A 23,076-nucleotide genomic window follows, 5' to 3' on the forward strand; every position below is an offset into this window, starting at 1 on the left:
CGAATTTCCTGGGCGACCGCCTTTCGACACCCGGCCTCTCCTTAAGTCGTGAGCCCTCACGTCCTCAAGTATCTATTGTTATCGTAGACACCCTCTTAGTCACTGATGTGGATAAGTGTCGGTGTATACCATGGAGCTTCTGCCATAATCGACCGTAAATAAAATTCTCTTACACGCGTGAGAAATTGAAGATTGCGGTTGGCTTGGCATAACACTCTAATATATATCCTTGCATTGATAAGAAATTATATATCTGGCTGGATGACGCGTTTTTAGGGTCGAAGTCATGTATTTCGATCGCGATGAGTGTAGGTTTGAATCTTGTCCAGTCGTTGGAAAGTAAAACCCCCATTTCGGCATCTTCCACATCAATATTCAAGAAGTCGACCTGTGGAGCATCAAGTGTTTCAAAAATATCTGCGAGTTTTCTCGATGCCACCTTGTTCTCGATATAAGACTCTCCTCTAGCTATCCATTTGTCCCTATGCCTTTTAGATAAAGTGCTAACAGTACCTCTGTTCGATTCATAGAAAGTTACTTCACCAACTTGATTGGAGATGACACAACACAGGTTTATATCATCTCTGCGCATAGCATTAAACAAGTCGACGGATTTCTGAGACGCGTCTACGTTAACTCCTTTCCAGCCAGCTTCTTTAAGCAAGGCGGTGTTCGAATATTTGATAGGGTGAAATGCACCGATATCTACATAAACACCCTTGCGTTCTTCCGGCTTCAAAATTCTAGCGATAATGAGGTCTTCCCCATACTGAGAATAACTCTTTCGCTTGCAATTTTCTAGAAATTCTTTCGGTAGCTTTCTCTGAATTCCATTATGAAGTGCGTCTAGCAAGTAAGCGGACTCGGATTGTTTGCTGAGCTTCTTTTTAGCATGGTCCTCTCCGCGGAAATATTCGTGCTGTAATATAGAATCTGGCGTATAAAGCTGTTGATCTTCTCGATAACCGCTTTCGAAGAGGCGCACGGAGATATCGAACCCTCCATGTCCGAAGAGGATGTAATCTCCCCAACCACCGACTTTCGAAAAAGCTCTTCGTGAGAAGGAAACATTACCTTCTAGGATGGGAGGAGCCTTCTTGATGAATTTTCCGAGGTTGTAGTGAATAGGATCGTTACCGGTTTGGCTGCGATAGACTCCTCTCAGACAAGCCAGGTCATGATTTTTGTGTATTTGAATATGCGGCGATAAAAAGTCTGGCTGCGGCGCTCCGTCGTCGTCGACAAAAAGAATCAAAGGAGCGGTGCTGAAGATGAAGCCGAGGTTTCTAGCCAGATAAGCGCCGGAATTTTTTTTAGTGCTAACGTAGATGTTGATGTAATCGCGCAACTCACGAAACTCATCGCTAGGGGCGCCGTTATTGACAAATACAATTTCGACGCTGTCTCCGCCTTGCTCTCTAAGCGCCTGGATATTTGGTAGTATTTCATTTTTATAAACATTTGCGACGACAATAATGGATAGTTGAAAAGCATGTTGGTTGGTTCTCAGTCTTTCGTAATCACCAAGCCAGTATTCATATAGTGAATATTTATGATCCCACCCTAGGTTTTTTAGTCTCACATGTAGTTCGTCATCTTGGACAGCTGTGGGGGTCGACAATAGAGCGTGAGCCATAAGAAAGAATGCTGTATTATTGTCGGGGTTTTCCGACAATTTTTTTTCACACTGAGCTGTAATTCGAGCTAGTTCACTTGCATCGACGTTCTCGAATTCACGGGTTATATTGACAATTTTTTTGGCGTCTTTTAGAGAGTTTGTTCTATTGCCGAGTGTCGTGCGACAGAAAACTTCAGAGGAGGACTCATGCTGAAAACGGCTTTTAAATTTATGCAACAATAGATCATTCCGCGTCATCTGAAGGACACCCACAGTCGCATCGCTGATACCGTAAAGTACATCTAGCAGGTACGCCAATGCAGCCCCCCTGCGTTTTGGCATCGCCGCAATCCGGTCATCGTTTGGTAGAAAAACGGCTGTGGCACGATACAATTTGCTGCGTTGTCCTTCGCCTTTCATATCATGCATGTACGCTTGGTACTCAAAGGCTGTTAAAGTATAGAATTGGAAGCCATGATTATATGTCAAGCGAATGAGGCTACCGAGGTCTGCCTGGTTTTCGTGAGTGGGATTGAAACGGACCTGGATCTGAAGCAATAGCGTTTTTTCCAGAGCCTTAGCGCCATGTTCAAGGATTGTCAGGTTGTCATGACGATCGTCAAGGGCCAATACGTCCAGGCTTTCCAAGCCTTCGATGCTGTCCAGGGCGATACTGGGGATTTCTAACGTTTGCAGTGAATCGGCAATGCCGGAGGCTAACGGCTTCAGGCTGGTGATGTCGTTTTCGCCCTCAACCCCTCTGAGCGTTGCGGGCTGACCACTACCTAGCGTGACGTGCGGGAAGTGCTGAATTTCGCCGTACTGAGCCAACTCCCCTGCATGGCCGAGTGCATCTATTGGATCGAATACCAGGACTGCGATGTTACCCGAGCCGAGCAACTCCTTGGCGTCGCTGCGCGTTGCAATACCTGCGCCGTTATCGAGAATCGTGACGGGGCTTTCCAGATTCCAATCAAAGCCGTGCTGCAGCTCTATGGGAAGTTTTACAGGTTTGGTCTCATCTTCGAACCAGGCTTGGCCCCCTTTGTTGAAAGTCAGGGCCGCCGGTGCCTTGTCCTCACAGTGGCGTTGCCAGATTGCTCGTATGGCTTTGTGCAGATTCCGGGCAAAGCGAGGGGCGTCGCAGATAGGCGACTGCTCGAGATAGGTGCGGAGCGCAGCTCGAATCACCGCCAGACTCGGTAGGTCCGAAGCGAGGTCGAGAACACGCTTGCGGTAGTCGTCCCAGTTGTCCGTCACCAATTCCGGCATGCCGGCGTTGCACAGATGGGTCGCGCTATGGCGGCCGGCGAAAGTGGGGCCGGTGTGGGTGACCACGGGAACGCCCATCAGCAGGGCTTCGCATGTCGTCAGGCCACCGGAGTACGGCCAGGTGTCCAGCGCGATATCGACACGGTTGTAGCTCTCCAGCAGCTCCTTGTGTTGCGACGGGCCCTCCAGCAGGACTCTCGACCGCTCGACGCCGTGTTTTTCCAGCGTCGTGAGCACGCGCTCGCACACCTCGTCGCTGCTGTACTGACCGCCTTTCAGGAATAGGCGGCTACCCGGCAGCTGTTGCAGGAGAATTGCCCACTCGGCCAGCAAGGTGTCATTGACCTTGGCGGGATTGTTGAAGCAGCCGAAGGTGATGTAGCCATTGCTCAGCGAGGGTAGCGCGGTGATGGCTGGCTTGTAGCTCGGTGGCTGATAGCAGATATAGTCGTCCGGCAGGCGGATGAGCTTTTCGGTATAGAGGTGATCGACGCCCGCCGGGGTTTCATGACTGTCGCTCAGGAAGTAGTCAAACGCATCAATGCCCATGCTACTGATCTGCATGCCGACCCATTTGACAATGATGGGGGCCGGCTTCATGGCAATAGCTGGAAGCCGGCTGTGGTCGCCATGACCCGCTAGTTCTAATAGAATGTCGATCTCGTCATCAACAATTTTTTCCGCCAGTTGCTGATGATTCAAATGGTAAACGGGCTTCCAATGGCAAACTCGCCCGATGCGTTCGGCAATAGGATCACTTGCTTCACTATCAGTATACGCATGTAATTCAATATCGTTCGGCAACTGTTCGAGAGCCGTGGTAATCATCCACCCAACCGGGTGTGCACGCAGGTTGCCGGATACCAAGCCCACGCGCAGCGGGCGATCGATAGATTTAGCGATTTCTGAGTGATCAAAGATACGGTTGGGTTTAAAGCGAGTTGACCACTCTTGCGATTTCTCAAGGATGTTTGGTGCAGAAGAGTTAGGATTGTAATGCTGCGTCAATACCTCATTGGAAAAAGCGACGGCAAAATCACGCCGGAGTCGTTGCGCCTCACGATAATGCCATTCCGCTTTTTCGAAATTCGCCATGTCCTTATAGTAGTTTCCTAAGCTGTTATGGACAGTGGGATCGTTGGGTTTCATTGCGTAAAGCGAATTTAATGCATCCAGGCCTTCCTGAAAACGGAAACGCAGCGAAAGCATAGCACTCCGTATCGATAAAGTTTCCGATGCCTCATGGCCGAGCTTTTCAGCGCTTGAAAGGAATTTTTCTGCTTCGGCGTAAATACCCATCTGATAAAGCATGCTGGCCATATTAAAATGGCCCTGAGCATTATCCGGATCTAGATCGATACCTTGTTGTTGTAGTCCCCGGGCTTTCTCCTGCTCACCTGCCATGAAGCTGGCTCGGGCTAAAGATGTAAAGATCAGCGGATCTTCGGGATCCAGCGAGAGGGCCGTCTCAAGCGCAGCACTGGCTTCTGCGGACGCTCCCGATTGGAGAAGGCAATTACCCAGCGCTTTCCAGGCGAAGGCGTCTCCGGGATAATTTTCGACCAGCTTTTCGGCTTCTTCAGTAGCAAGTTTGTGCTTGCCTTGCCGATAGAGGTCCATGAACTGTTTCTGACGGGAGGCGGGGGCTTGAAGACTCTGGCTCATAAGAATCCGTATTCCGATCTGGTGCTGACGAGGATTGGATCAGCTTCCCACACTCGGATAGATTCGAAGCCACGAAGTGATGCCACTCCAAGCCTTTTATCGTCGCGAACCGAAACGTAAAAAGGCCGGCATATTGCCGGCCTCGTTTACCGCCTGGGCGCGCTTACTGGAGCAGTGACAGAACGCTCTGCGGCGACTGGTTGGCCTGGGCCAGGACCGAGGTACCGGCCTGCTGCAGGATGTTGGCGCGTGTCATGTTGGAGACTTCGACCGCATAGTCGGCGTCTTCGATGCGCGAACGTGCGGCAGACAGGTTGGTCGAGGTCGTGGTGATGTTGTCGATGGCGGTCTCGAAACGGTTCTGGACCGCACCGAGGTCGCTGCGGGAGTCGTCGACGCTGCTGATTCGGTTGTCCAGCTCTGCAAGAGCACCGCTGGAGAGTACGTCGAAGCCTTGTGCATCGACGCTACGTGCTGCAGTCGAAGCCCAGCTGTCCAGTGTCCCAGCTGCACTGGCGGCGACGAAACCGGTACCGCTTGTAGCCGCGAATGTGTTCCAGCCGCTGGCGGATTGGATTTTGATATCGATCTGTTCGCTGTCTTTGGAACCGACCTGGATAGAGAAGGTGCCCTGAGAGCTTTGCGCGAACAGTGAAGTGCCGTTGAAGCTGGTCTGGGTAGTGACGCGGTTGATCTCTTCCAGACGCTGGTTGACTTCCTTCTGGATGGAATCGATGTCTTCTGCGCTGTTGGTACCGTTCTGAGCCTGTACGGTCAGTTCACGGATACGCTGAAGGTTGTCGTTGATCTGATCCAGCGAGCCTTCGGCAGTCTGGGCCAGAGAGATGCCGTCGTTGGCGTTACGGCTGGCTTGGGTCAGGCCGGTGACGGTAGAGGTCATGCGGTTGGCGATGGCCTGGCCGGCAGCATCGTCCTTGGCGCTGTTGATGCGCAGGCCGGAGGAGAGACGCTCCATCGCGGTCTGAAGCTGGCCCTGAGACTTGTTCAGGTTGTTCTGACCGATCAGGGAGGTGATGTTGGTATTGATAACTGCCATTGTCGTATTCCTTTCTCGCTTGAGAGGGCAATTTGGGCCTGATCCGCTGCGCGATGGCAGATTGTGCCGGATCCTGCTGCAACGGCCCCGTGGCCGTTGACCCAGTTATCGGCGCTGCCCGATGTCGCTTTAGCCCCGGTTGAGAAATTTTTGATGTTCCGGTTCTGCAGCAGGCAGGAATGCCACCCTGCAAAACCCCGTGGTTGTGGGGAATCGGGCGAGTGGCGGAGACCTGATCGTGAAAATTCGCGCAACAAAACACTTCTCTTGGTTACCCATTGTTACCTTTGTGGGCTGCGTGAGGCCGCTTTCGCTAATACGGCATCCCTCTGCCCGCCGGTTGAGGCGCGTCCTATTCTGGGCACGAATGGTGACGACGATTTCCGAAACGAGCGGAGTTTAGCCAGATCCGGCACTTTTGCTTGCCCGGCAGGGCGGTGGCTGGAACCACGGTCATCCTTCATCACACTGAAGTACTGGGTCGTTGCAGGGGCTACCGTTCACCTCACCACTATTACTTGGCGGTGCCCTTGGCCGCCGATTCTGTCGGTCCTGGCGGCGCCACACGCGGGCATGGTGATTTTTCGGCCTACTTTCGCTAGACTAAGCCGGCCCATGTCAATGGCAAAACGCTGAATTTCCTGTCGGCAAAGACGTACATTTTTTCTCGCCGGCTCGAATGCGGTTTTGTAGATGATGCTCGATTGATTTTTCTTTACAGGATTTCTTGATATCAACTATGTCGCGTACGATGAATGAACGTGAGAAACTTCGAAAGTTTCGCGAACTCGATGATGCTTTTGCCCAAGCGCTTCGTGAATTGGATGGCGGCCCCCGGGGCTCTGGACAGGCCTTCGATGAACATAACGACTCGGATTTCGAGGATCGCTTGCAGGGCCTGATGAGTGAATATGCGCTAAGTCAACGCTGTGTACATGAAATGTTGAGCACACTGATGGAGTATAAAAAGATATCGTGAAGTTTGATATTCAGGCCGCGTTGGTGTGAGTCTTCTACTTTTTGACTTGAGTTTGTCTGTCTCTGCATGGTGTGAGCGGTAGCTGTCAGAAGTTCAGTTTTACGCTTTTGCCATTAACTCGGTTTCGCAGTGGAAAGGATTCCGCTCATGATGTCCTTGGTTAGCCTCGAGAGTCGGCTGGGTGTTGTTCTGCTATTGTCATTGCCTCAATTGTTCGTCATCGAAACAATGGGGATGTGGCTTCCCTTGGCTCTGGTTTCGGTGGTGCTGCTGCTTCCCGAATCAATAATCCATTTCAAAGCCCTGGTTAAAGACAAAACGGTTTTGCTGCTGATTGGGCTGATAATGGCTCAGTGCCTTTCTCTTGTCTGGTCTGTTGATAGAGTGTTAGGGATAAAGGTCATCATCTATGAGGCCGTCTTCATCGTCGTTTTTTCAGCGGCGAAGTATTGCGACTGGGGAAGTCTCAAAAGACAGCCGACTATGTGGGCCTTTTGCCTAGGGTGCTGTCTTTTGGCGGGGTTTGTCATCGTTTGTCGAGTTTTTCCGGAATTGGAGAAGACTTTTCTGCTATCCGAGTGGAGTGGTGTTTTCATCAACCCCAACGTCCAGCAAGGGTTGGCCGATGGTAGTATCCGAAACAATGCCTTCGATCCAGTGAAGGCCGGCGGCATATTCGTCAACGCCAATGTGGCAAGCTGCTACCTGGGTATGATTTCACTCTGTGCGTTGGCTTGTATCAGGCGTCCTCGGCTGGCTTGGGGCATCAGCCTTCCATTGCTGGTTGCCGTTTTTTCGACGGGATCGAAGACGGCGACGATTATCTTGATCGGCCTGACCATCGTCTATCTGGTAGTTGCTCTTGTCCTGAAAAACATCCTGGCCGCCAAAATGGCTTTGGCGCTGGGAGTGATGGTGGCTTCGATGATGATGTTGTTCTACAGTCCGATTCCACAACAGTTCGTCAACAAGATTACGAGCCAGGAGACGAGCCAAGCTCCTACGTTACCCTCCGCGTCTCCGCCGCTTCCGGATGAACCGAGCCCGCGCGAGACATTGGATAATGCCGAGGATTCGATGAGCAGCCGACTGCTGATATGGCAATACGGCTTGGAGGCGTTCGAAGAAAGACCTCTCATGGGGCAGGGGTACGGGGGGTGGCAGCAGGGGTTTTCCAGTTACGTCAAAAGACTGCGCGAGGAGGGGATCGAGTTGCGCGATGGCTTTCCCCCGCATAATACCTTTATCTATCTCTGGAGCCAAAGCGGGGCGCTCTCGGTTGTTTTTGCGACCCTGTTGTTATTGTATTGGAGCGGGATCTCACTTTCGGCGATCGGCAAAAATCGTGAAAAAGAACATGGCCTCAGGATGGCGATGGCGTTGACGGGGGCATGGGTCTGGTTGACCGTGCATGGCATGGGAGATAACACCGGGCTCCTTGGCGATGCTCATCAGGTGACGCTACTGGCTGTCATCATTGCCGGGATCGACAATCTATCAGAAAGGAAGCGCGCTAGTGCAGCTTAAGCGAGTGGGCATATTTCGGAATCAATTGTTTAAATTTTCCGAACCTTTCATAACTCAGCAGGCACAGGCGTTAACCCATTTTGAACCGGTTTATATCGGCAGGAAGCTGCTGGGTAGAGCGCCTGAGGGTGCAAGGTATCTATCACTGGATCGCTCGCAGGGAGCTGTCGCGCAGGGGCATCAAACTGTCAATGCACTGACTCGCTATCCGGGTGAATACGTTCGCCTGCTGAGGGAGGGGCCGGTCGACATCATTCATGCCCACTTCGGCGTGGATGCCGTCTACGCGCTACCATTGGCTAGAAGGCTTGGCGTGCCGCTGGTCACCACGTTTCATGGGTTTGATGCCACGACCAACCGCAAAGGACTCCTGACATCAGGTTCTCCCGCATGGTATCACTATCTGCTGTTTCGAAAGCAGCTGGCTCGGGATGGCGACGTCTTTCTCTGCGTTTCGGACTACATCCGAGAGCGTGTGCTGGCGCTGGGCTTTCCCGAGGAGAGGACGTTGGTCCACTACACGGGAATTGACTCGGCCCTGATACCTCCCAGGTCGCCCGTCGGCGGGGCCAAAAAGATAGTTCATGTCGCAAGACTGGTGGAGAAGAAGGGCACGCGTTACCTCATTCTGGCATTCAAGGAGCTGCTCCGGGAAATGCCGGATTGCGAACTGGAGATCATCGGAGAGGGTCCTTTGGAGAAGGAGCTCAAGGATCTCGTCGACTCCTTGACGCTGAATGGGAAGGTCAATTTCCTGGGTTCGCTTCCACACGAGACCGTTCTCACCAGATTGACCGGTGCCTCGGTCCTTGCCTTGCCCAGTGTCCAGGCGGCAACCGGAGACATGGAAGGTCTCGGAATGGCGCTGCTCGAGGCGGCAGCCATGGGAATCCCCCTGGTCGGCACCCATCACGGTGGTATACCGGAAGTGATCGTTCACGGGGAGACGGGGTTTCTCGTTGAGGAAAAATCCGTCACGAATCTCAAGAAATACCTTCTAGAGCTAGTCGCGGACGATGACACCAATGTCCGCATGGGGCTGAATGCAAAGGTCATGATACAGGACAAGTTTGATATGCGTAAGCAAGCTGAGTCTCTGGAAGCCTTCTATAGTAAGGCTATCCATGATCGATAATATTGTTATTTTCTCCCGCTCTTTGCCAATGCACGGTCTCGGGGGAATGGAAGTCGCTGCGTGGGATTTGGCCGTTGGCTTGACGAGGTTGGGGTACCGGGTTGTCATATTAACGACATCAATTCCTGGTGAGCCTGAAATAATCGAGCGGGATGGCGTTCTGATCGAGGCTTTGCCAGTAGCTAGTGGCCGGTATTCCCGTGAATGGTGGAAGTCTAGTCGTAGTCGCTTCAAGGATCGTTATATGACTTCCGCTAGCTGTGTTGTTAGCGTAAGTTCTGCGGCGCTTGGGATTTTGTCTCTGAGAAACCGTATTCCTGATGTTCCTTTCTTGTTTCAAGCTCACGGGACCTCTTGGGGGGAGATTGTTTCGAAATGGAGAAGCTTGAAGCCAAAGTCAATTGCAACTTCCATAAAGAATTTTCTTTGGCTTCCAAGAGATGTTCTCGCATACCGGCAGTTTGATTATGTCGTGGCGGTCGGCGCCAACGTGCAGAAAGACTTGCTAAAATTGTGTGATTATAAGCTTTTGAAGCCTGAAAAAATCCGTCTTATTTCTAATGGTATCGATACCGAACTATTTTCTCCGAGTTTGGAGAGTCGGCGTTGTGTTAGACAGGGCTTGGGTGTCGATGATGAGAGTTTGATTATACTTTCTGCAAATCGACTACATTCCCAGAAGGGCACGCATCATGGCTTGGAGGTTTTTTATAGAGTTAGAAAACACCGGCCAGATTCACTGTACATTATTGCCGGGGATGGGGTGGAATCCAAGAACCTAAAAAAACAGGTGATGAGGCTTGGGTTGGAGAAGAGCGTGATTTTTCTTGGTCGAGTCGAACGGCAGGAGTTGTCAAGATATCTATCTGCTGCTGACCAGTTCCTTTTTCTGACTGAACGAACCGAGGGGCTTCCACTTACTATATTGGAGTCTTTGGCATGCGGTGTGCCGGTATTTGTCTCTTCTCATGTAACTCTTTTTGACAGTCCTTTTGTTAATTTCGTCGACTTCAAGGATTATGAAGAAATCACTTCTCGATTGATCAATGCGGCGAATGTAACCAGAGAGCGTCGCCTGGCGGTGCTGCCGAGGGAGTATTCGCTTGAGAATGCCGTTAGATCCTATGAAAGCTTGATTCGTGAGAAAGCGTCAGGCCAGGTTTGAGCTAGTTAATAGGGTGTCGGTGCGTCAAGATGCCCACCGCTACGTATGGCTGAAAGGTTGCATGAAGAAATCAATAATCCAGTTAACCGGTGGTAACTTTCTTTCCAAGCTACTCGGCGGTTTACGTGAAGTCCTGACGGCAGCCTGTTTCGGAACTGGCGCAACGGCCGGTGCTTACCGGGTTGCTCAGACCGGCACGCTGGTCCCTGTCAACTTCTTCACCAGTGACAGCCTGAATGCCGCGTTCATCCCGCTCTACAAGCGTTATCTTGTCGAGTCCCCCGACAAGGCGATCGTCCTGCTCTGGGAAATTCTCGGGTTGTTCACGCTGTTGTCCGTCGCCATCGGCTACGGGCTGGCGGTACTGGCCCCCCTGTGGGTGGAGACGCTGGCGCCGGGGCTCGGCTCCGTCGCCATGACCACCGCCGTCGAGTTGCTGCGTGTCATGGCATTGGGCGTGCCTTTCTATCTCTGGAGCATGATCTTCATCTTCCAGGCGATGGCCCATGACGACTTCGTGCCCATGGCGCTGCGGCCCTCCGTCCAGAACCTGGGCATGATCGCGGGGGTGCTGCTGGCCTATTTCACCGGTCACGTCAGCTGGTTGGCCTGGGGGTTCACCGCGAGTTACATGGGGCTCTTCGGCTGGAGCCTGTATCGGGCGGTCGTCACCCGCAGTCTTCGGTGGCCGGAGACGTGGCAGCGGGGAGAGTTGCGCGAGGTCGCGCGGGCGTTCTGGCTTACCCTGAGACCGCTCTTGCTGCTGCCCGTCATGCTTCAGGGCAATATCGTGACGGAGCGGGCCGTGGCGTCGATGATCAGCCTGACCGCCGTGGCGGCGATCGACTACTCGCGCTTCGTCACCGAGACGATCATCCTGCTCCTCGCCATGCCGATCGCCTACGTTGGCCTGTCGAGCTGGAGCGTGCTGGGGCGAGAGGCACTGGATCGACAGCTCCGGCGAGTCACGATGCTGCTGTTGCTGATCGCGGTGCCCGGCAGCCTGTTCCTTTACGACAATGCGGTTTCGATCGTGGATGTCGTCTACGCCCGGGGAGCGTTCGATGCGGTCTCGTCCACGACCACGGCGGCCATTCTGCAAGGCGCCGCGATCGGGCTCTGGGCCCAGGTGGTTGGCTACGTGCTGATCAAGGCGCTCAACGCCAAAATGCGCAATCGCCAGGTCCTGTGGATCATGGCGGCTGCGCTTTTCGGCAACGTGATGACCAATCTGCTGCTCTACCGATGGCTGGGCGCCTGGACCCTGGGGTTGGGAAACGCCGTGTACGGCCTGCTGCTGTTCCTCGGTACGGTCTGGGCCTGTGGTCTCGCGAAATCGATCCTGCGTTATTTGCCGATCCTGGCCGTCGCCTGTTGCGGATATCTCCTGTGCGGCCAGTGGATTCCGGCCCCCGACCATGAATTGTCGCGCCTTTTTTGCAACGCGCTGTTCGCTGCCATCTACTGGTCGATCGTCGTCTTAGTGATACCTGCCTTCCGTCAGTGCATCGTCGATCTGGTCAGGCAACGTAAAGTCAGGAGTTGAGTGTTCATGGAGAAGTTCGACATTGTGATGTTGTCGACAGCAGACTGGGACAATCCGTTCTGGACCAACAAGCAGCATGTCGCTCGTGAGCTGGCGAGGCGAGGACATCGGGTGTTCTACATCAATTCGCTGGGATTGCGCCAACCCAGTTTCAACCGCTCCGACATGAAGCGTATCGCCGCTAGATTGAAGTCTTTCTTCTCATGGCCCAGGCAGGTCGAGGAGAACGTGATCGTCTGGTCGCCGATCGTCATACCGCTGCAGCGATTTTCTCTCGTGCGCCGTATCAACCGGCTCTCTCTGGGACTGATGATTCGTCTCCTGACGCGATGCCATGGATTTCGGAGCCCCGTGCTCTGGACATACAATCCGCTGACGCTGCGTCTGCTCGATGTTTCCCGATACCGATTTCTCATCTATCACTGTGTCGACGAGATCAAGGCGCAGCCGGATATGCCGGTCCTCATCCTCGAAGAGTCCGAGAAGAGACTGGTGGAAGAGTCCGACGTGGTGTTCGTCACCGCGCCCAAGCTCTTCGAGACCCGGCAGCGGTGGAATGACAAGACGTGGTTCTTCCCCAACGTGGCCGACTATCGTCACTTCTCCCGGGCGAACGAGCCCTCGACGCCCGTCTCTCCCGTTGTGGCGCGCCTCGACAGGCCGGTGATAGGTTTTGTCGGGGCGATCAGTGGTTACAAGGTGGATTTCCCGTTGCTCGAGCATCTGGCGCTCTCCCGCCCGGACTACCAGATCGTCCTGGTGGGCAAGATCGGAGAGGGCGATCCCTACACGGACATCCGCCGCCTCGAAGCGCTTCCCAACGTCCACTTTCCGGGGCCGGCGGCCTATGCCGACCTGCCGGGCATACTCAAGGGATTCGATGTGGCGATCCTGCCCAGCCTGTTGAACGAATACACTGCCAATATGTTCCCGATGAAGTTCTTCGAGTACTTGGCTGCAGGAAAGCCTGTCGTCGCGACAGCCCTACCAGCATTGGCCGAGTTTTGTCACATGGCTGAGGTTGGGATCGATGCTGACGATTTCGCGACGAAGGTAGACCTCGCGCTAGCTCGTGATGATGCCCTCTCCATCTCGCGAAGACAGCTATATGCGCATGAACACACCTACGAAGCGCGCACAGGTAAGATGATGGAAATCGTGTCTCACGAGATGATGGGGTATAGAAAGCCTTAATTTTAGGACTTTTTTGTGTTCAGGTCGTCTGTTTGTTTACTATATGATCATTACTAATCGGCTACACGTTGTGTCTCATCATCCAAAGAAGAGCGAGAGAACGTTCAGAAGAATAGTCACGTTTCGCGGCGCGATAACCAGTGCGAGCGATTTCAACTGCCGCTGCCATGCTATCGCGTGCATTTCGAGTTTCTCTAAATTGAGGTTTGGATGTCACCAATCAAAGAAGGTGTAGAGCGTGGCCAGGTTCGCCTAAGACAGCTTGATTATTATTTCGGTGTTCCGCTATGTCGAGTGCTAGGATGGTTCCGCCCATCACGTGAACTGCCCGCAACCGCTCCTCGAAAAGTAGGAGTCATGATATTTGGCGCGATTGGGGATGCTTTGCTTGCTTCCACTATACTGGATTCTTTGCGAAAAGCTTTTCCTGATTCTCATCTGCTACTGTTTTTATCCAGGGCTAATAAGGGTGTTGCAGATCTTATTTTTCAATATGACCAGATGGAGGTTGTCGATGTCACTGCTCCGTGGAGGGCTATTCCCAAACTGAGAAATAATGCAGTCGATCTATTGGTAGATACTAGCCAGTGGCCACGCGTATCTGCTTTATTGAGTTTTTTTTCTGGGGCAAGATATTGTGTTGGGTTCAAAACGCAAGGACAGCACCGGCATTACCTTTACGATAGAGTCGAAGAGCACTCTGCCTACAAGCATGAGCTGGAAAATTTTCGATCACTGGCTGTCCGAGCAGGAGGGCATGAAGGAAGTTTGCCAAGTCTGACACCTCCCATGGCTTTTGATGCCGAACAATATGGAATTCATTCTCCGTATATCGTAATTCACCCATGGGCAGCGGGGTTTATGAGCGAATTGCGCGAGTGGCCAAGGGAAAATTGGGTTACATTAATCAATGCTTTGTCTCGATATGGCGTCGATCTAGTTGTTACAGGTGGTCATGCAGACACTGCTCCAGCGGAAAGTCTGCTTAAAGATATATCTAGCCATTGCCCTGTTATTTCACTTGCAGGAAAGCTGACGCTATCTGAGCTCAGGAATTGCTTGGCAGGCTCGCTAGGAGTCGTATCTGTGAACACTGGGGTAATGCATCTCGCGTCGCTCTTGGGTGTGCGTGTTATTTCATTGAATGGGCCTACCAATGCTGAACGTTGGGGAGGGGTTGGAGACCATGTTTTCAACCTTAATGTAAAACCCGAAGACGGAGGGGGTTTTCTCAACTTGGGGTTCGAATATCCGGATGATGCCGTCAATGTGATGGGAATGATAGTGCCGGAGCGGGTGCTGGAAGCTTGTGTGTCTCATATTTTTAGTGCTAGTGAGAAATGAATATAAAACCTGTTTCAGATGTTCAGTGTTTTATTTTGAACAACTCTTTTTTTGTGTTTATAAGTTCGAAGGGTTATCTGTTGTTTTGCCGCATATCTCTCCATTTGTCTGCAATGCCGATGGCAGCTTTCTTGGAGGTATATTGGCAGACAAAAATTCTTCTCCCTACAGGTCGATCCGTCATTGCTTGGGTGATCGACTCGTTCAACCTCAAGGACGTGCCATGACAGCTTCCTCGAAGCATGGGCGCGCTCGGGACCACGACTGGTTGATGGCCCTGCTGTCTCGCGGGGCGGATTTCTGTGCCGTGCTGCTGGCCGGGTGGGCCGCCTATGCGTGGCGATTCGATAGCGTGGTCGTCCATTACGAACGATACCAGTGGGCGCTCCTGGTGGGTGGTCTCATCCAGCTTTGGCTGTTCCCGCTGCTCGGGCTCTACCGGTCCTGGCGGGGGCGTCGCTGGCTGGCCATGGTCGCGAAGCTCGTCGCGGCCTATCTGGCCTGGGGTGCGGGAATCGCCGTGGTGATGTTCGCGTTTCAACTGTTCGACTACTCGCGTATCTGGCTGCTGGGGTGGATGCTGCTGGCCCTCGCGCTCTCCACCAGCGCGCGGGGGATCGCTTATCCGTTGATCGCGAGCCTGCGCAAGCATGGCCGGAACCAGCGCAAGGTCCTATTGATCGGCGACGCTTCGTCGTGTCGCAACGCCTTCTACGCCCTGCGCCGTGACCCGGGGCAGGGATTCGATGTCGCTCGCGTTTTGGTCCTGGATTACGGTCTCGGGCGGCGGCTCAAGAAATACCAGGGAGTGGTCGATAACTACGAGTTCGGACGACGTATCACGGTCGAGGAGGACGAGGTCTGGGTATGTCTGCCGCTGTCCCGCGGGAACGATGCGCATCGCATCATCGATGCGCTGGATACGGTCACTGCCAATATTCGCCTGATGCCGAACCTGTCGGATTTGCGCCTGATCAATCACAGTACGTCGGTCATCGCCGGGCAGCATCTCATCGATGTGTGCTGTTCGCCGATGACCGGGTGGCGGCGAATGAAGAAGCGCATCCTGGACGTATTGCTGTCCAGTTTGATTCTGGTGGGGATCGCGCCCCTGCTGCTGATCCTGGCGCTGGGGGTGCGGGTCAGCTCGAAAGGCCCGATCTTCTATCGGCAGGAGCGCGTCAGTTGGAACGGTCGACCGTTCTGGATGCTGAAGTTCCGCTCCATGCACGTCGATACCGAGCAGGGCGGTGTGGATTGGGGCGGTGCGAGGAACAAGTCGACGACACGTTTCGGCGCCTTCCTGAGGCGGACCAGCCTCGACGAACTGCCCCAGTTCATCAACGTGCTTCGCGGGGACATGTCCATCGTCGGCCCGCGGCCGGAGCGCACGATCTTCGTCGAGCGCTTCAAGCACGAGATACCGGGCTACATGCAGAAGCACATGGTCAAGGCCGGCATCACCGGATGGGCCCAGATCAACGGCTGGCGTGGCGACACGGATCTCAACAAGCGGATCGAGTGCGATCTCTGGTATATCGAGAACTGGTCTCTCTGGCTCGACCTGAGAATCATTCTGCTGACGTTCTTTCGGGGGTTCACGAATCCCCACGCCTATTGAGAGCGGTTGGCTGGCACGATATCCGTGAATGATCGTTTCGAGATAGGTGATTTGTGACGCCGCCCATGCGGCGTTTTCCGTTTTCAAGTGAAAAGCATGAGGGAAAGAGATGGGTTGGTACTGCCCTAGGGGTATCTGGTGGTTGGGATTTTTATTGGTACTGGTCTATGCCGCCTTCGGGATCGCTGCGCATTCGTTGAAGGATGTCATCGAACCCTACATGGCCTTTCTGGGGCTGGCTTCGTTACTGATCTACGGCGGTTGGCGGCGGAAAAGCGTGGCACTGATCCTGCTGGTGGCGGTCTGCCTGGTCCAGATCGTCAGCTGGTGGCTCGCCATCGGCGATCATCCGCAGTGGGCCAGGCCCAATCCCGATACGGAGAGGCTGGCGAAGCTGTTCATCTTCATTGCCATCGCCTGGTGGTTGAGAGGGAGCCTGCGCCATATGTTCTGGGTCTGGGGTCTCGCCCTGGTGGCCTTCCTGCTGACAACGGTCGTGCTCCCCGAGGGGCGCGAGTCCTGGCTCATCGGCTTGCAGGGAGAGCGCGTCGGGTTTGGGATCCAGAATAACCAGCACGCCTCGATGCTGTTCGGCGTCGCGCTGCTCGGGCTCTGTATTTTTGCCCGACGCTTCTGCTGGTCCGGCGGGTTTCGCCGGGGCCGCGCCTGCGTCTGGTTCGGCATGATGCTGATGGTGCTGGTGGGTATTCTGTTCGGCCAGACCCGGGCCGTCTGGTTGGCGCTGTTCGTCTCCGCGATCGTCGCCTTGCTCGCGGTCGGCGCTTACGCCAAAAGACGCTATCGGGTCCGCCTGCTCAACCGGAAGACCGTGGGGATAGGCGCCGGTCTGCTTCTGGCAGCCGTGATCGTGACGGTGCTGTTCGGTCGTGTGCTGGCCGACCGGGCGCTATCCGAAGATCAGATCATTGCGCAGTTGCTGTCGGGACGGCTGGATACGTTGCCCTATACCAGCATCGGCATCCGCATCCACTCCTGGGTCGCGGCCACCCAATGGATCGGCGAGAGACCCTGGATCGGGTGGGGCAGCAACGGGCGCGAGCTGGTGATCGAGCACACGCCCTGGTTGCCGGAGTATGTGAAAACCCACTTCGGACATCTGCACAACTTCCTGCTGGAGACGCTGGTCAACTACGGCGTCCTGGGGCTCGCCTGCGTGATCGGCCTGATGGCATGGGTCGGAACCATCACCTGGAGAGCCTGGTCCCGGGGCGACATGCCCAACGACGTGGCGCTGTTCGCGGTGGCGTTCTTCTGCTATTGGCTGATCGTCAACCAGTTCGAGTCCTACCTCTCGTTCTGGACCGGCATCTATGTCCACAATCTGATCGTGGCGGGGCTGGTCACGCTTTACTGGCGTTCACCCGGCGACCCGCGCCGCGCCGTCGAAAACCGATTACCATAGACCACAATCGCCAGGCGGCGACCGCGACCCGCACACGGGATCGCGATGTCGCGGCTCGCGCTTTTTTCATCCGATGGTTGAAGGGATAGCAATGCGAATCACGATTTTCGGTACCGGATATGTCGGCTTGGTCACCGGGGCCTGTCTGGCCGATGCGGGCCATGAAGTCATGTGCATGGATATCGATGAACAGAAGGTCGCCCGGCTCAAGCAGGGCGAGATTCCGATCTACGAGCCCGGGCTGGAGACGCTGGTCACCGAGAACGTCGGCCAGCAGCGGCTGCTGTTCACCACCGATGCCGCGGAAGCGGTGGCGTTCGGCACGCTGCAGTTCATCGCCGTGGGCACGCCGCCGGACGAGGACGGCAGCGCCGATCTGCAGTACGTGCTGGCGGTGGCCAAGACCATCGGCCAGCACATGGAGGAGTACAAGGTCGTGGTCGACAAGTCCACGGTGCCTGTCGGTACCGCGGATCGGGTTCACGAGGCCATCGCCGGGACCCTGGGCGAGCGCGGCGTGTCCCTCGAATTCGATGTCTGTTCGAATCCGGAGTTTCTGAAGGAAGGGGCCGCCATCGAGGATTTCACCCACGGTGCCCGTATCGTCGTGGGTACCGACTCGGAGCGGGTCAAAAGGCTGATGCGCGAGTGCTACGCACCCTACAACCGGCGCGTCGAGAAACTGATGTTCATGGACGTGCGCAGCGCGGAACTGACCAAGTATGCCGCCAACGCGATGTTGGCGACCAAGATCAGCTTCATGAACGAGATCGCGAATCTCGCCGAGCGGTTGGGGGCGGATATCGAGCAGGTTCGCCGGGGCATCGGGAGCGATCCGCGAATCGGCTATCACTTCATCTATCCCGGTTGCGGTTATGGCGGCTCCTGCTTTCCGAAGGACGTCCAGGCGCTGGCGCGGACCGCCAGCCAGATCGGATACGATCCGCAGTTGCTCAATGCCGTCGAGGCGGTCAACGACCGCCAGAAGTCGACCCTGTTCGAGAAGCTCGGCCAGGCGTTCGATGGCCAGCTGGACGGCAAGACGGTGGCGGTCTGGGGGCTGGCGTTCAAACCCAATACCGACGACATGCGCGAAGCCCCGAGCCGCCACCTGATGGAAGCGCTCTGGGCCGCTGGCGCCAGGGTTCGGGCGTACGACCCGGAAGCCATGGAGGAGTGTCGACGCATCTACGGCGAGCGCGACGACCTGACGCTGGTCGGGGGGCGCGACGAAGCGCTGCAAGGGGCGGATGCGCTGGTGATCTGCACCGAGTGGAAATCCTTCCGGACGGTGGATTTCGCCCATCTGCACCGCACGCTGCGGACACCGGTCATCGTGGATGGACGCAACCTGTTCGAACCCGATCAGGTTCGCGCCGCCGGCCTGCTCTATTTTGCGGTGGGCCGCGGCGACTCGCTACGCATCAGCGGCCGTCCGGCGCACTGAGCGCCCGACCATGCCCAGCCCGACAACCGAGCGCGAAGGAGAGGCAAGGATGCTCATACCCGTGGTATTGGCCGGCGGTGCCGGCACGCGTCTGTGGCCGATGTCCCGCGCGAGTCACCCCAAACAGTTTCTACCCATCACCGGGCGTCGCAGCATGCTGGTGGAAACGCTGGCGCGGTTCGATACACTATCGCCCGCGGCGCCGATCGTCGTCTGCCAGGATGCCCATCGCTTCCTGGTGGCCGAGCAGCTGCGCGAGGCGGGCGTGACCGGCGATATCCTGCTCGAGCCGGCGCTGCGCAACACCGCACCGGCGATTGCCCTGGCGGCGTTGCAGGCCTTTGACCGCGACGAGAATGCGCTGATGCTGGTGTTGCCGGCCGATCACGCGGTGGCCGACCCGAAGGCGCTGATCGAGGCGATAGCGCCGGCGCGGGCGGCGGCGGAGCAGGGCCGGCTGGTGACGTTCGGCGTGTCGCCGACGCGGGCGGAGATCGGCTACGGCTATATCGAAGCCGCGGAGACCCCGAGCGCCGATAGCGCGGTGCCGATCCGGCGCTTCGTCGAGAAACCGGATGCGGAGACCGCGCAGTCCTATCTCGACAGCGGCCGCTACCTCTGGAACAGCGGCATGTTCCTGATGCGGGCGGACCGCTACCTGCAGGCCCTGGAGCGGCAGCGGCCGGCCATGCTCGCGGCCGTGAAATCGGCCTGGGAGGCGCGCCAGGTCGATCTCGATTTCCTCAGGGTGGGAGCGGAGGCCTTCAGTGCCTGCGAGGCCGAGTCGATCGATTATGCCGTGATTGAGGACGCCCCGGACGCCAGTGTGGTCGCGCTGGATGCCGGCTGGTCGGACGTCGGCTCCTGGCAGTCGCTATGGGAAATCTCCGACCGGGACGAGGACGACAACGCGCTGCGCGGGGATGTGATCGTCGACGGCGTGAGCGGGAGCCTGATCCACAGCGAGAGCCGCCTGGTGGCGGCGATCGGCGTGAGCGACCTGATGATCGTCGAGACACCGGATGCCGTGATGGTGGCGCATCGCGACGCCTCGCAGGCGGTCAAGCGCATTGCCGAGACGCTCAAGCGCCAGAATCGCACCGAATGGGATCAGCACCGTCGCGTCCACCGGCCGTGGGGCAGTTACGACGGCGTGCACGCCGCGGAGCGATACCAGGTCAAGCAGATCAGCGTGCGGCCGGGCGGCCGGCTGTCGCTCCAGAAGCATTTCCATCGCGCCGAGCACTGGATCGTGGTGCGCGGTACGGCACGGGTGACGCGGGGCGAGGAGACCTTCCTGCTGGAGGAGAATCAGTCGACCTACATCCCGCTGGGCGTGGTCCATCGTCTCGAGAATCCGGGCAAGATCGAACTGGAGCTGATCGAAGTCCAGAGCGGCAGCTACCTCGGCGAGGATGACATCGAGCGCTTCGACGACGTCTATCGCCGGGAGTGATCACTGGGCCGGGCCGGCTCTGCTGCCTTGGTCGTCGGCCCCCGCGGTTCTCGTTGTCGCCGGGTCCGACGGCTTGTTGCCGCCATCGCGCTGGGGGACATCCAGACGCAGGGTCGGCAGGTACTCGGGGTAGTTGTCGCAGATGAAGTCGATCAGGCCTTCCCGGATTTCGCAGCGCAGATCGAACGTGTTGGGTCCGCCGCTGCTGCTGATCAGTACACGCAGCTGCTTGTTGCGCTCGGTCATCTCCAACATCTGGACCTTGCAGACTCGTCCGGTCCAGAATGGCGAGGCCTCGGCGATTCGCTGACACTCGGCCCGCAGCGGCTCCATCGGCAGGTGGTAGTCGACGTAGAGAATGACGACGCCGATCAGATCCTTGTCGCGGCGGGTCCAGTTCTCGAAGGGGTGGTCGACGAAATAGGTGATCGGCAATACGACCCGGCGCCAGTCCCAAGTTCTGACCACCGCGTAGGTAAGCGTCAACTCTTCTACCCAGCCCCACTCGCCCTCGACGATGACGGAGTCATTCAACTGGATCGGCTGCGTCAGCGCGATCTGGATCCCGGCGATCAGGTTGCCCAGCACTTTCTGCGCCGAAAAGCCCAGCACCACGCCCAGTATCCCCGCCGAGGCCAGAATGCTGGCACCCAACTGACGAACCTTGTCGAACACCATCAGCATTGAGGCGAGCGCCAGGATGATGATCACGAAATTGATCAGCTTGCGCAGGACCGTGATCTGGGTATGAACCTTGCGCGCGATGGCATCTTCGTCGTCGAACTTGTAGCGCTCACTCAGCGCGCGCTCGCTGATATTCACGCCGTGAATCAGCACCCCGGCGATGCTGCCGATCAGTATCAGGCTGGTCAGGTCGTGCAGCGCCGCATCGAGGCTGGCCGAGGTGATGAAGACCGGGAACAGCGAAAACAGCACGAAGATCGGGATCAGTGCGGCCAGACAGCGCGCCATGAACGGCACCAGAAAGCGTTCCAGTATCGAGGTGCGCGAATCGCCCCAGCGATCCATGGTGGCGACCAGCCGCCGGCACAGACGAATCAACAGCCAGACGCCGAGCAGCGCGGCACAGAAGTGCGCGACCGTCATGATCAGCGCGTGGCCCTCGACGGCATTCGGGATCAGAAAGTGGGCCGCGCCAAAGAGCCCATAGACCCAGAGCACGCCCACCAGCGGCGGGTGGACGGCCTTGGCGGTGGTGCCGAGCAGGGAGTTGCGGCCATCGCCGATTCGTTTCAGCCGGAAGTGCACGTACTTGAGCAGCGCATGCGCCGCGATGGTGACAGCGATGATGATCGCTGCCGTGAGCCAGAACGGCAGCGCATCGAGCCACGCCGCCACCGTCGTATTGATGACCGATGCCTTCATGGGGGAGCCTGTTGTTGCTATTGTCGACTCCCTTCAGCTTAGGCGCCCTGACTACAACTTTCGTCGGATAATGAGTGTTTATTCGCTTGGGCCCGTCGGCAGGCCGGCGATACGATGAACGGCGCTCGCTCGATGGTTCGAGCGAGCGCCGGCTGCCAGGCGGGTTACCGGGACAGACCGATCTGGCGCGAGATATCGCTGATCTGGGCGATCTGGTCGTTGACGAAGGCCGTGAAGGCTTCGCCATGCATTTCGAACGGCATCAGGCCGTTCTGCGTCATTACGCTCTTCCACTCGTCGCTGGCGTATAGCGTATCGATGGTGTCGACCCACCAGTCGTAGGCGTCGTCGGAAACCTCCGCCGGCATGTAGAAGCCGCGCCAGTTGGGGGCGATGGTGTCGATTCCCTGCTCGCGCGCCGTCGGCCACTCGTGCAGCTTGCCGGGCAGGCGCTCCTCGGAGAGGATCGCCAGGGGGCGCAGGTCGCCGGACTCGATGAAGCTGATCACTTCCGAAATGTCGCCTGTGAAGGCATCGACGTGGCCGCCCAGGGTCTGTGTCACCGCCTCGCCGCCGCCGTTGTAACCGAGATAGGGAATGCGCGCCAGCTCGTCGACGCCCGCGGCATCGGCCGCCATCAGCAGCTTGAGATGGTCCCAGCCGCCGGTGGCGGTGCCGCCGGTGAAGGTCAGTGCCCGGGGGTTCTCCTTCAGCGCCTGCATGACGTCGGAGAGCGACTGATACGGCGAGTCGGCGGCGACGGCGATGACCCCGTAGTCCGCGCCCAGCGTCCCGATCCAGTTGACCATGCTGGCGTCCATCCCGGGAAACTGGCCGCGAGCCAGGCCGGTGGTGGTCACGGTGCTGGCGGCGACGATCAGGTTCTCCTGGCCGGCACGTTTCTGAACCACGTGAGAGAAGCCGACACCGCCACTGGCTCCTGGCATGTTGGTGGTCTGGACGTTGCCGTCCACCAGTTCCAGGTCGCCGAGCACCCGACCCACGGAGCGGCAGGTGAAATCCCAGCCGCCACCGGGATTGGCGGGAGCGATGCAATCCACCTTTCCCGTCTGTTCGAACGCCTGGGTGGCGCTGGCGGCACTCCAGAGCAGGCCGCCCAGGATGAGCGTCCCGAGGTGAGGTTTGATCATGGCGCGTTCCTCTTGGTCTTGTTATCGATCGTCGTCTGGTGATCGATCGGCAGGGATGAGTCCCGTCCCGCTGCCGTCCTCCGCCAACGG

Annotated in this window: 15 protein-coding genes; 11 read left to right on the plus strand and 4 right to left on the minus strand. The window is 56.7% G+C overall.

Annotated elements, in window-relative coordinates; genetic code table 11:
- Positions 1-169 precede the first annotated feature (169 nt).
- Positions 170-4,555 carry an FkbM family methyltransferase gene (locus Q0602_RS16465; protein ID WP_298845598.1) on the minus strand — a complete coding sequence of 1,462 codons (4,386 nt, stop codon included), beginning with the start codon at positions 4,553-4,555 and terminating at the stop codon, positions 170-172.
- Between the two features lie 163 nt (positions 4,556-4,718).
- A complete protein-coding gene (locus Q0602_RS16470; protein ID WP_298845600.1) occupies positions 4,719-5,612 on the minus strand; it encodes a flagellin in 894 nt (297 codons plus the stop codon).
- A gap of 751 nt (positions 5,613-6,363) precedes the next feature.
- Here Q0602_RS16470 and Q0602_RS16475 point away from each other — a divergent pair.
- The 11 genes from Q0602_RS16475 to Q0602_RS16525 all read left to right on the plus strand — a co-directional run bounded on the left by Q0602_RS16475 (position 6,364) and on the right by Q0602_RS16525 (position 20,449).
- Positions 6,364-6,591, plus strand: a complete 228-nt coding sequence (locus Q0602_RS16475) for a hypothetical protein (protein ID WP_298845602.1) — start codon at positions 6,364-6,366, stop codon at positions 6,589-6,591.
- A 147-nt stretch (positions 6,592-6,738) separates the two neighbouring features.
- A complete protein-coding gene (locus Q0602_RS16480) occupies positions 6,739-8,118 on the plus strand; it encodes an O-antigen ligase (RefSeq protein ID WP_298845604.1) in 1,380 nt (459 codons plus the stop codon).
- Positions 8,108-9,253: a glycosyltransferase gene (locus tag Q0602_RS16485; protein WP_298845606.1), complete on the plus strand. Its 1,146-nt coding sequence runs from the start codon at positions 8,108-8,110 to the stop codon at positions 9,251-9,253. The genes Q0602_RS16480 and Q0602_RS16485 overlap by 11 nt, the downstream gene beginning before the upstream one ends.
- Positions 9,243-10,418, plus strand: coding sequence for a glycosyltransferase family 4 protein (locus Q0602_RS16490; protein ID WP_298845608.1), 1,176 nt, complete (start codon positions 9,243-9,245; stop codon positions 10,416-10,418). Before Q0602_RS16485 ends, Q0602_RS16490 begins: the two co-directional genes overlap by 11 nt.
- Before the next feature lie 61 nt (positions 10,419-10,479).
- On the plus strand, positions 10,480-11,964 hold the full coding sequence (gene murJ, locus Q0602_RS16495; protein WP_298845610.1) for a murein biosynthesis integral membrane protein MurJ: 1,485 nt from the start codon (positions 10,480-10,482) through the stop codon (positions 11,962-11,964).
- 6 nt (positions 11,965-11,970) lie between these two features.
- Positions 11,971-13,158, plus strand: a complete 1,188-nt coding sequence (locus tag Q0602_RS16500; RefSeq protein ID WP_298845612.1) for a glycosyltransferase — start codon at positions 11,971-11,973, stop codon at positions 13,156-13,158.
- Between the two features lie 210 nt (positions 13,159-13,368).
- Entirely contained in the window at positions 13,369-14,502 is a 1,134-nt protein-coding gene (locus Q0602_RS16505; RefSeq protein ID WP_298845615.1) for a glycosyltransferase family 9 protein, read from the plus strand.
- A 223-nt stretch (positions 14,503-14,725) separates the two neighbouring features.
- Positions 14,726-16,123, plus strand: a complete 1,398-nt coding sequence (locus tag Q0602_RS16510; protein WP_298845618.1) for an undecaprenyl-phosphate glucose phosphotransferase — start codon at positions 14,726-14,728, stop codon at positions 16,121-16,123.
- Positions 16,124-16,232: 109 nt separating this feature from the next.
- Entirely contained in the window at positions 16,233-17,546 is a 1,314-nt protein-coding gene (locus Q0602_RS16515) for an O-antigen ligase family protein (RefSeq protein ID WP_298845620.1), read from the plus strand.
- 91 nt (positions 17,547-17,637) lie between these two features.
- Positions 17,638-18,993 carry a UDP-glucose/GDP-mannose dehydrogenase family protein gene (locus Q0602_RS16520; protein ID WP_298845622.1) on the plus strand — a complete coding sequence of 452 codons (1,356 nt, stop codon included), beginning with the start codon at positions 17,638-17,640 and terminating at the stop codon, positions 18,991-18,993.
- Positions 18,994-19,042: 49 nt separating this feature from the next.
- Positions 19,043-20,449, plus strand: a complete 1,407-nt coding sequence (locus Q0602_RS16525) for a mannose-1-phosphate guanylyltransferase/mannose-6-phosphate isomerase (RefSeq protein WP_298845624.1) — start codon at positions 19,043-19,045, stop codon at positions 20,447-20,449.
- On the opposite strand, the gene Q0602_RS16530 is transcribed toward Q0602_RS16525, so the two are convergent.
- Both Q0602_RS16530 and Q0602_RS16535 read right to left on the minus strand, forming a co-directional pair.
- Complete coding sequence (locus tag Q0602_RS16530; protein ID WP_298845626.1) at positions 20,450-21,835, minus strand: mechanosensitive ion channel domain-containing protein; 1,386 nt, start codon at positions 21,833-21,835, stop codon at positions 20,450-20,452.
- Positions 21,836-21,999: 164 nt separating this feature from the next.
- Entirely contained in the window at positions 22,000-22,986 is a 987-nt protein-coding gene (locus Q0602_RS16535; RefSeq protein WP_298845628.1) for a tripartite tricarboxylate transporter substrate binding protein, read from the minus strand.
- Positions 22,987-23,076: the final 90 nt, after the last annotated feature.

The organism is uncultured Salinicola sp. (assembly GCF_937921195.1).
In the GTDB taxonomy this organism is placed as follows: domain Bacteria; phylum Pseudomonadota; class Gammaproteobacteria; order Pseudomonadales; family Halomonadaceae; genus Salinicola.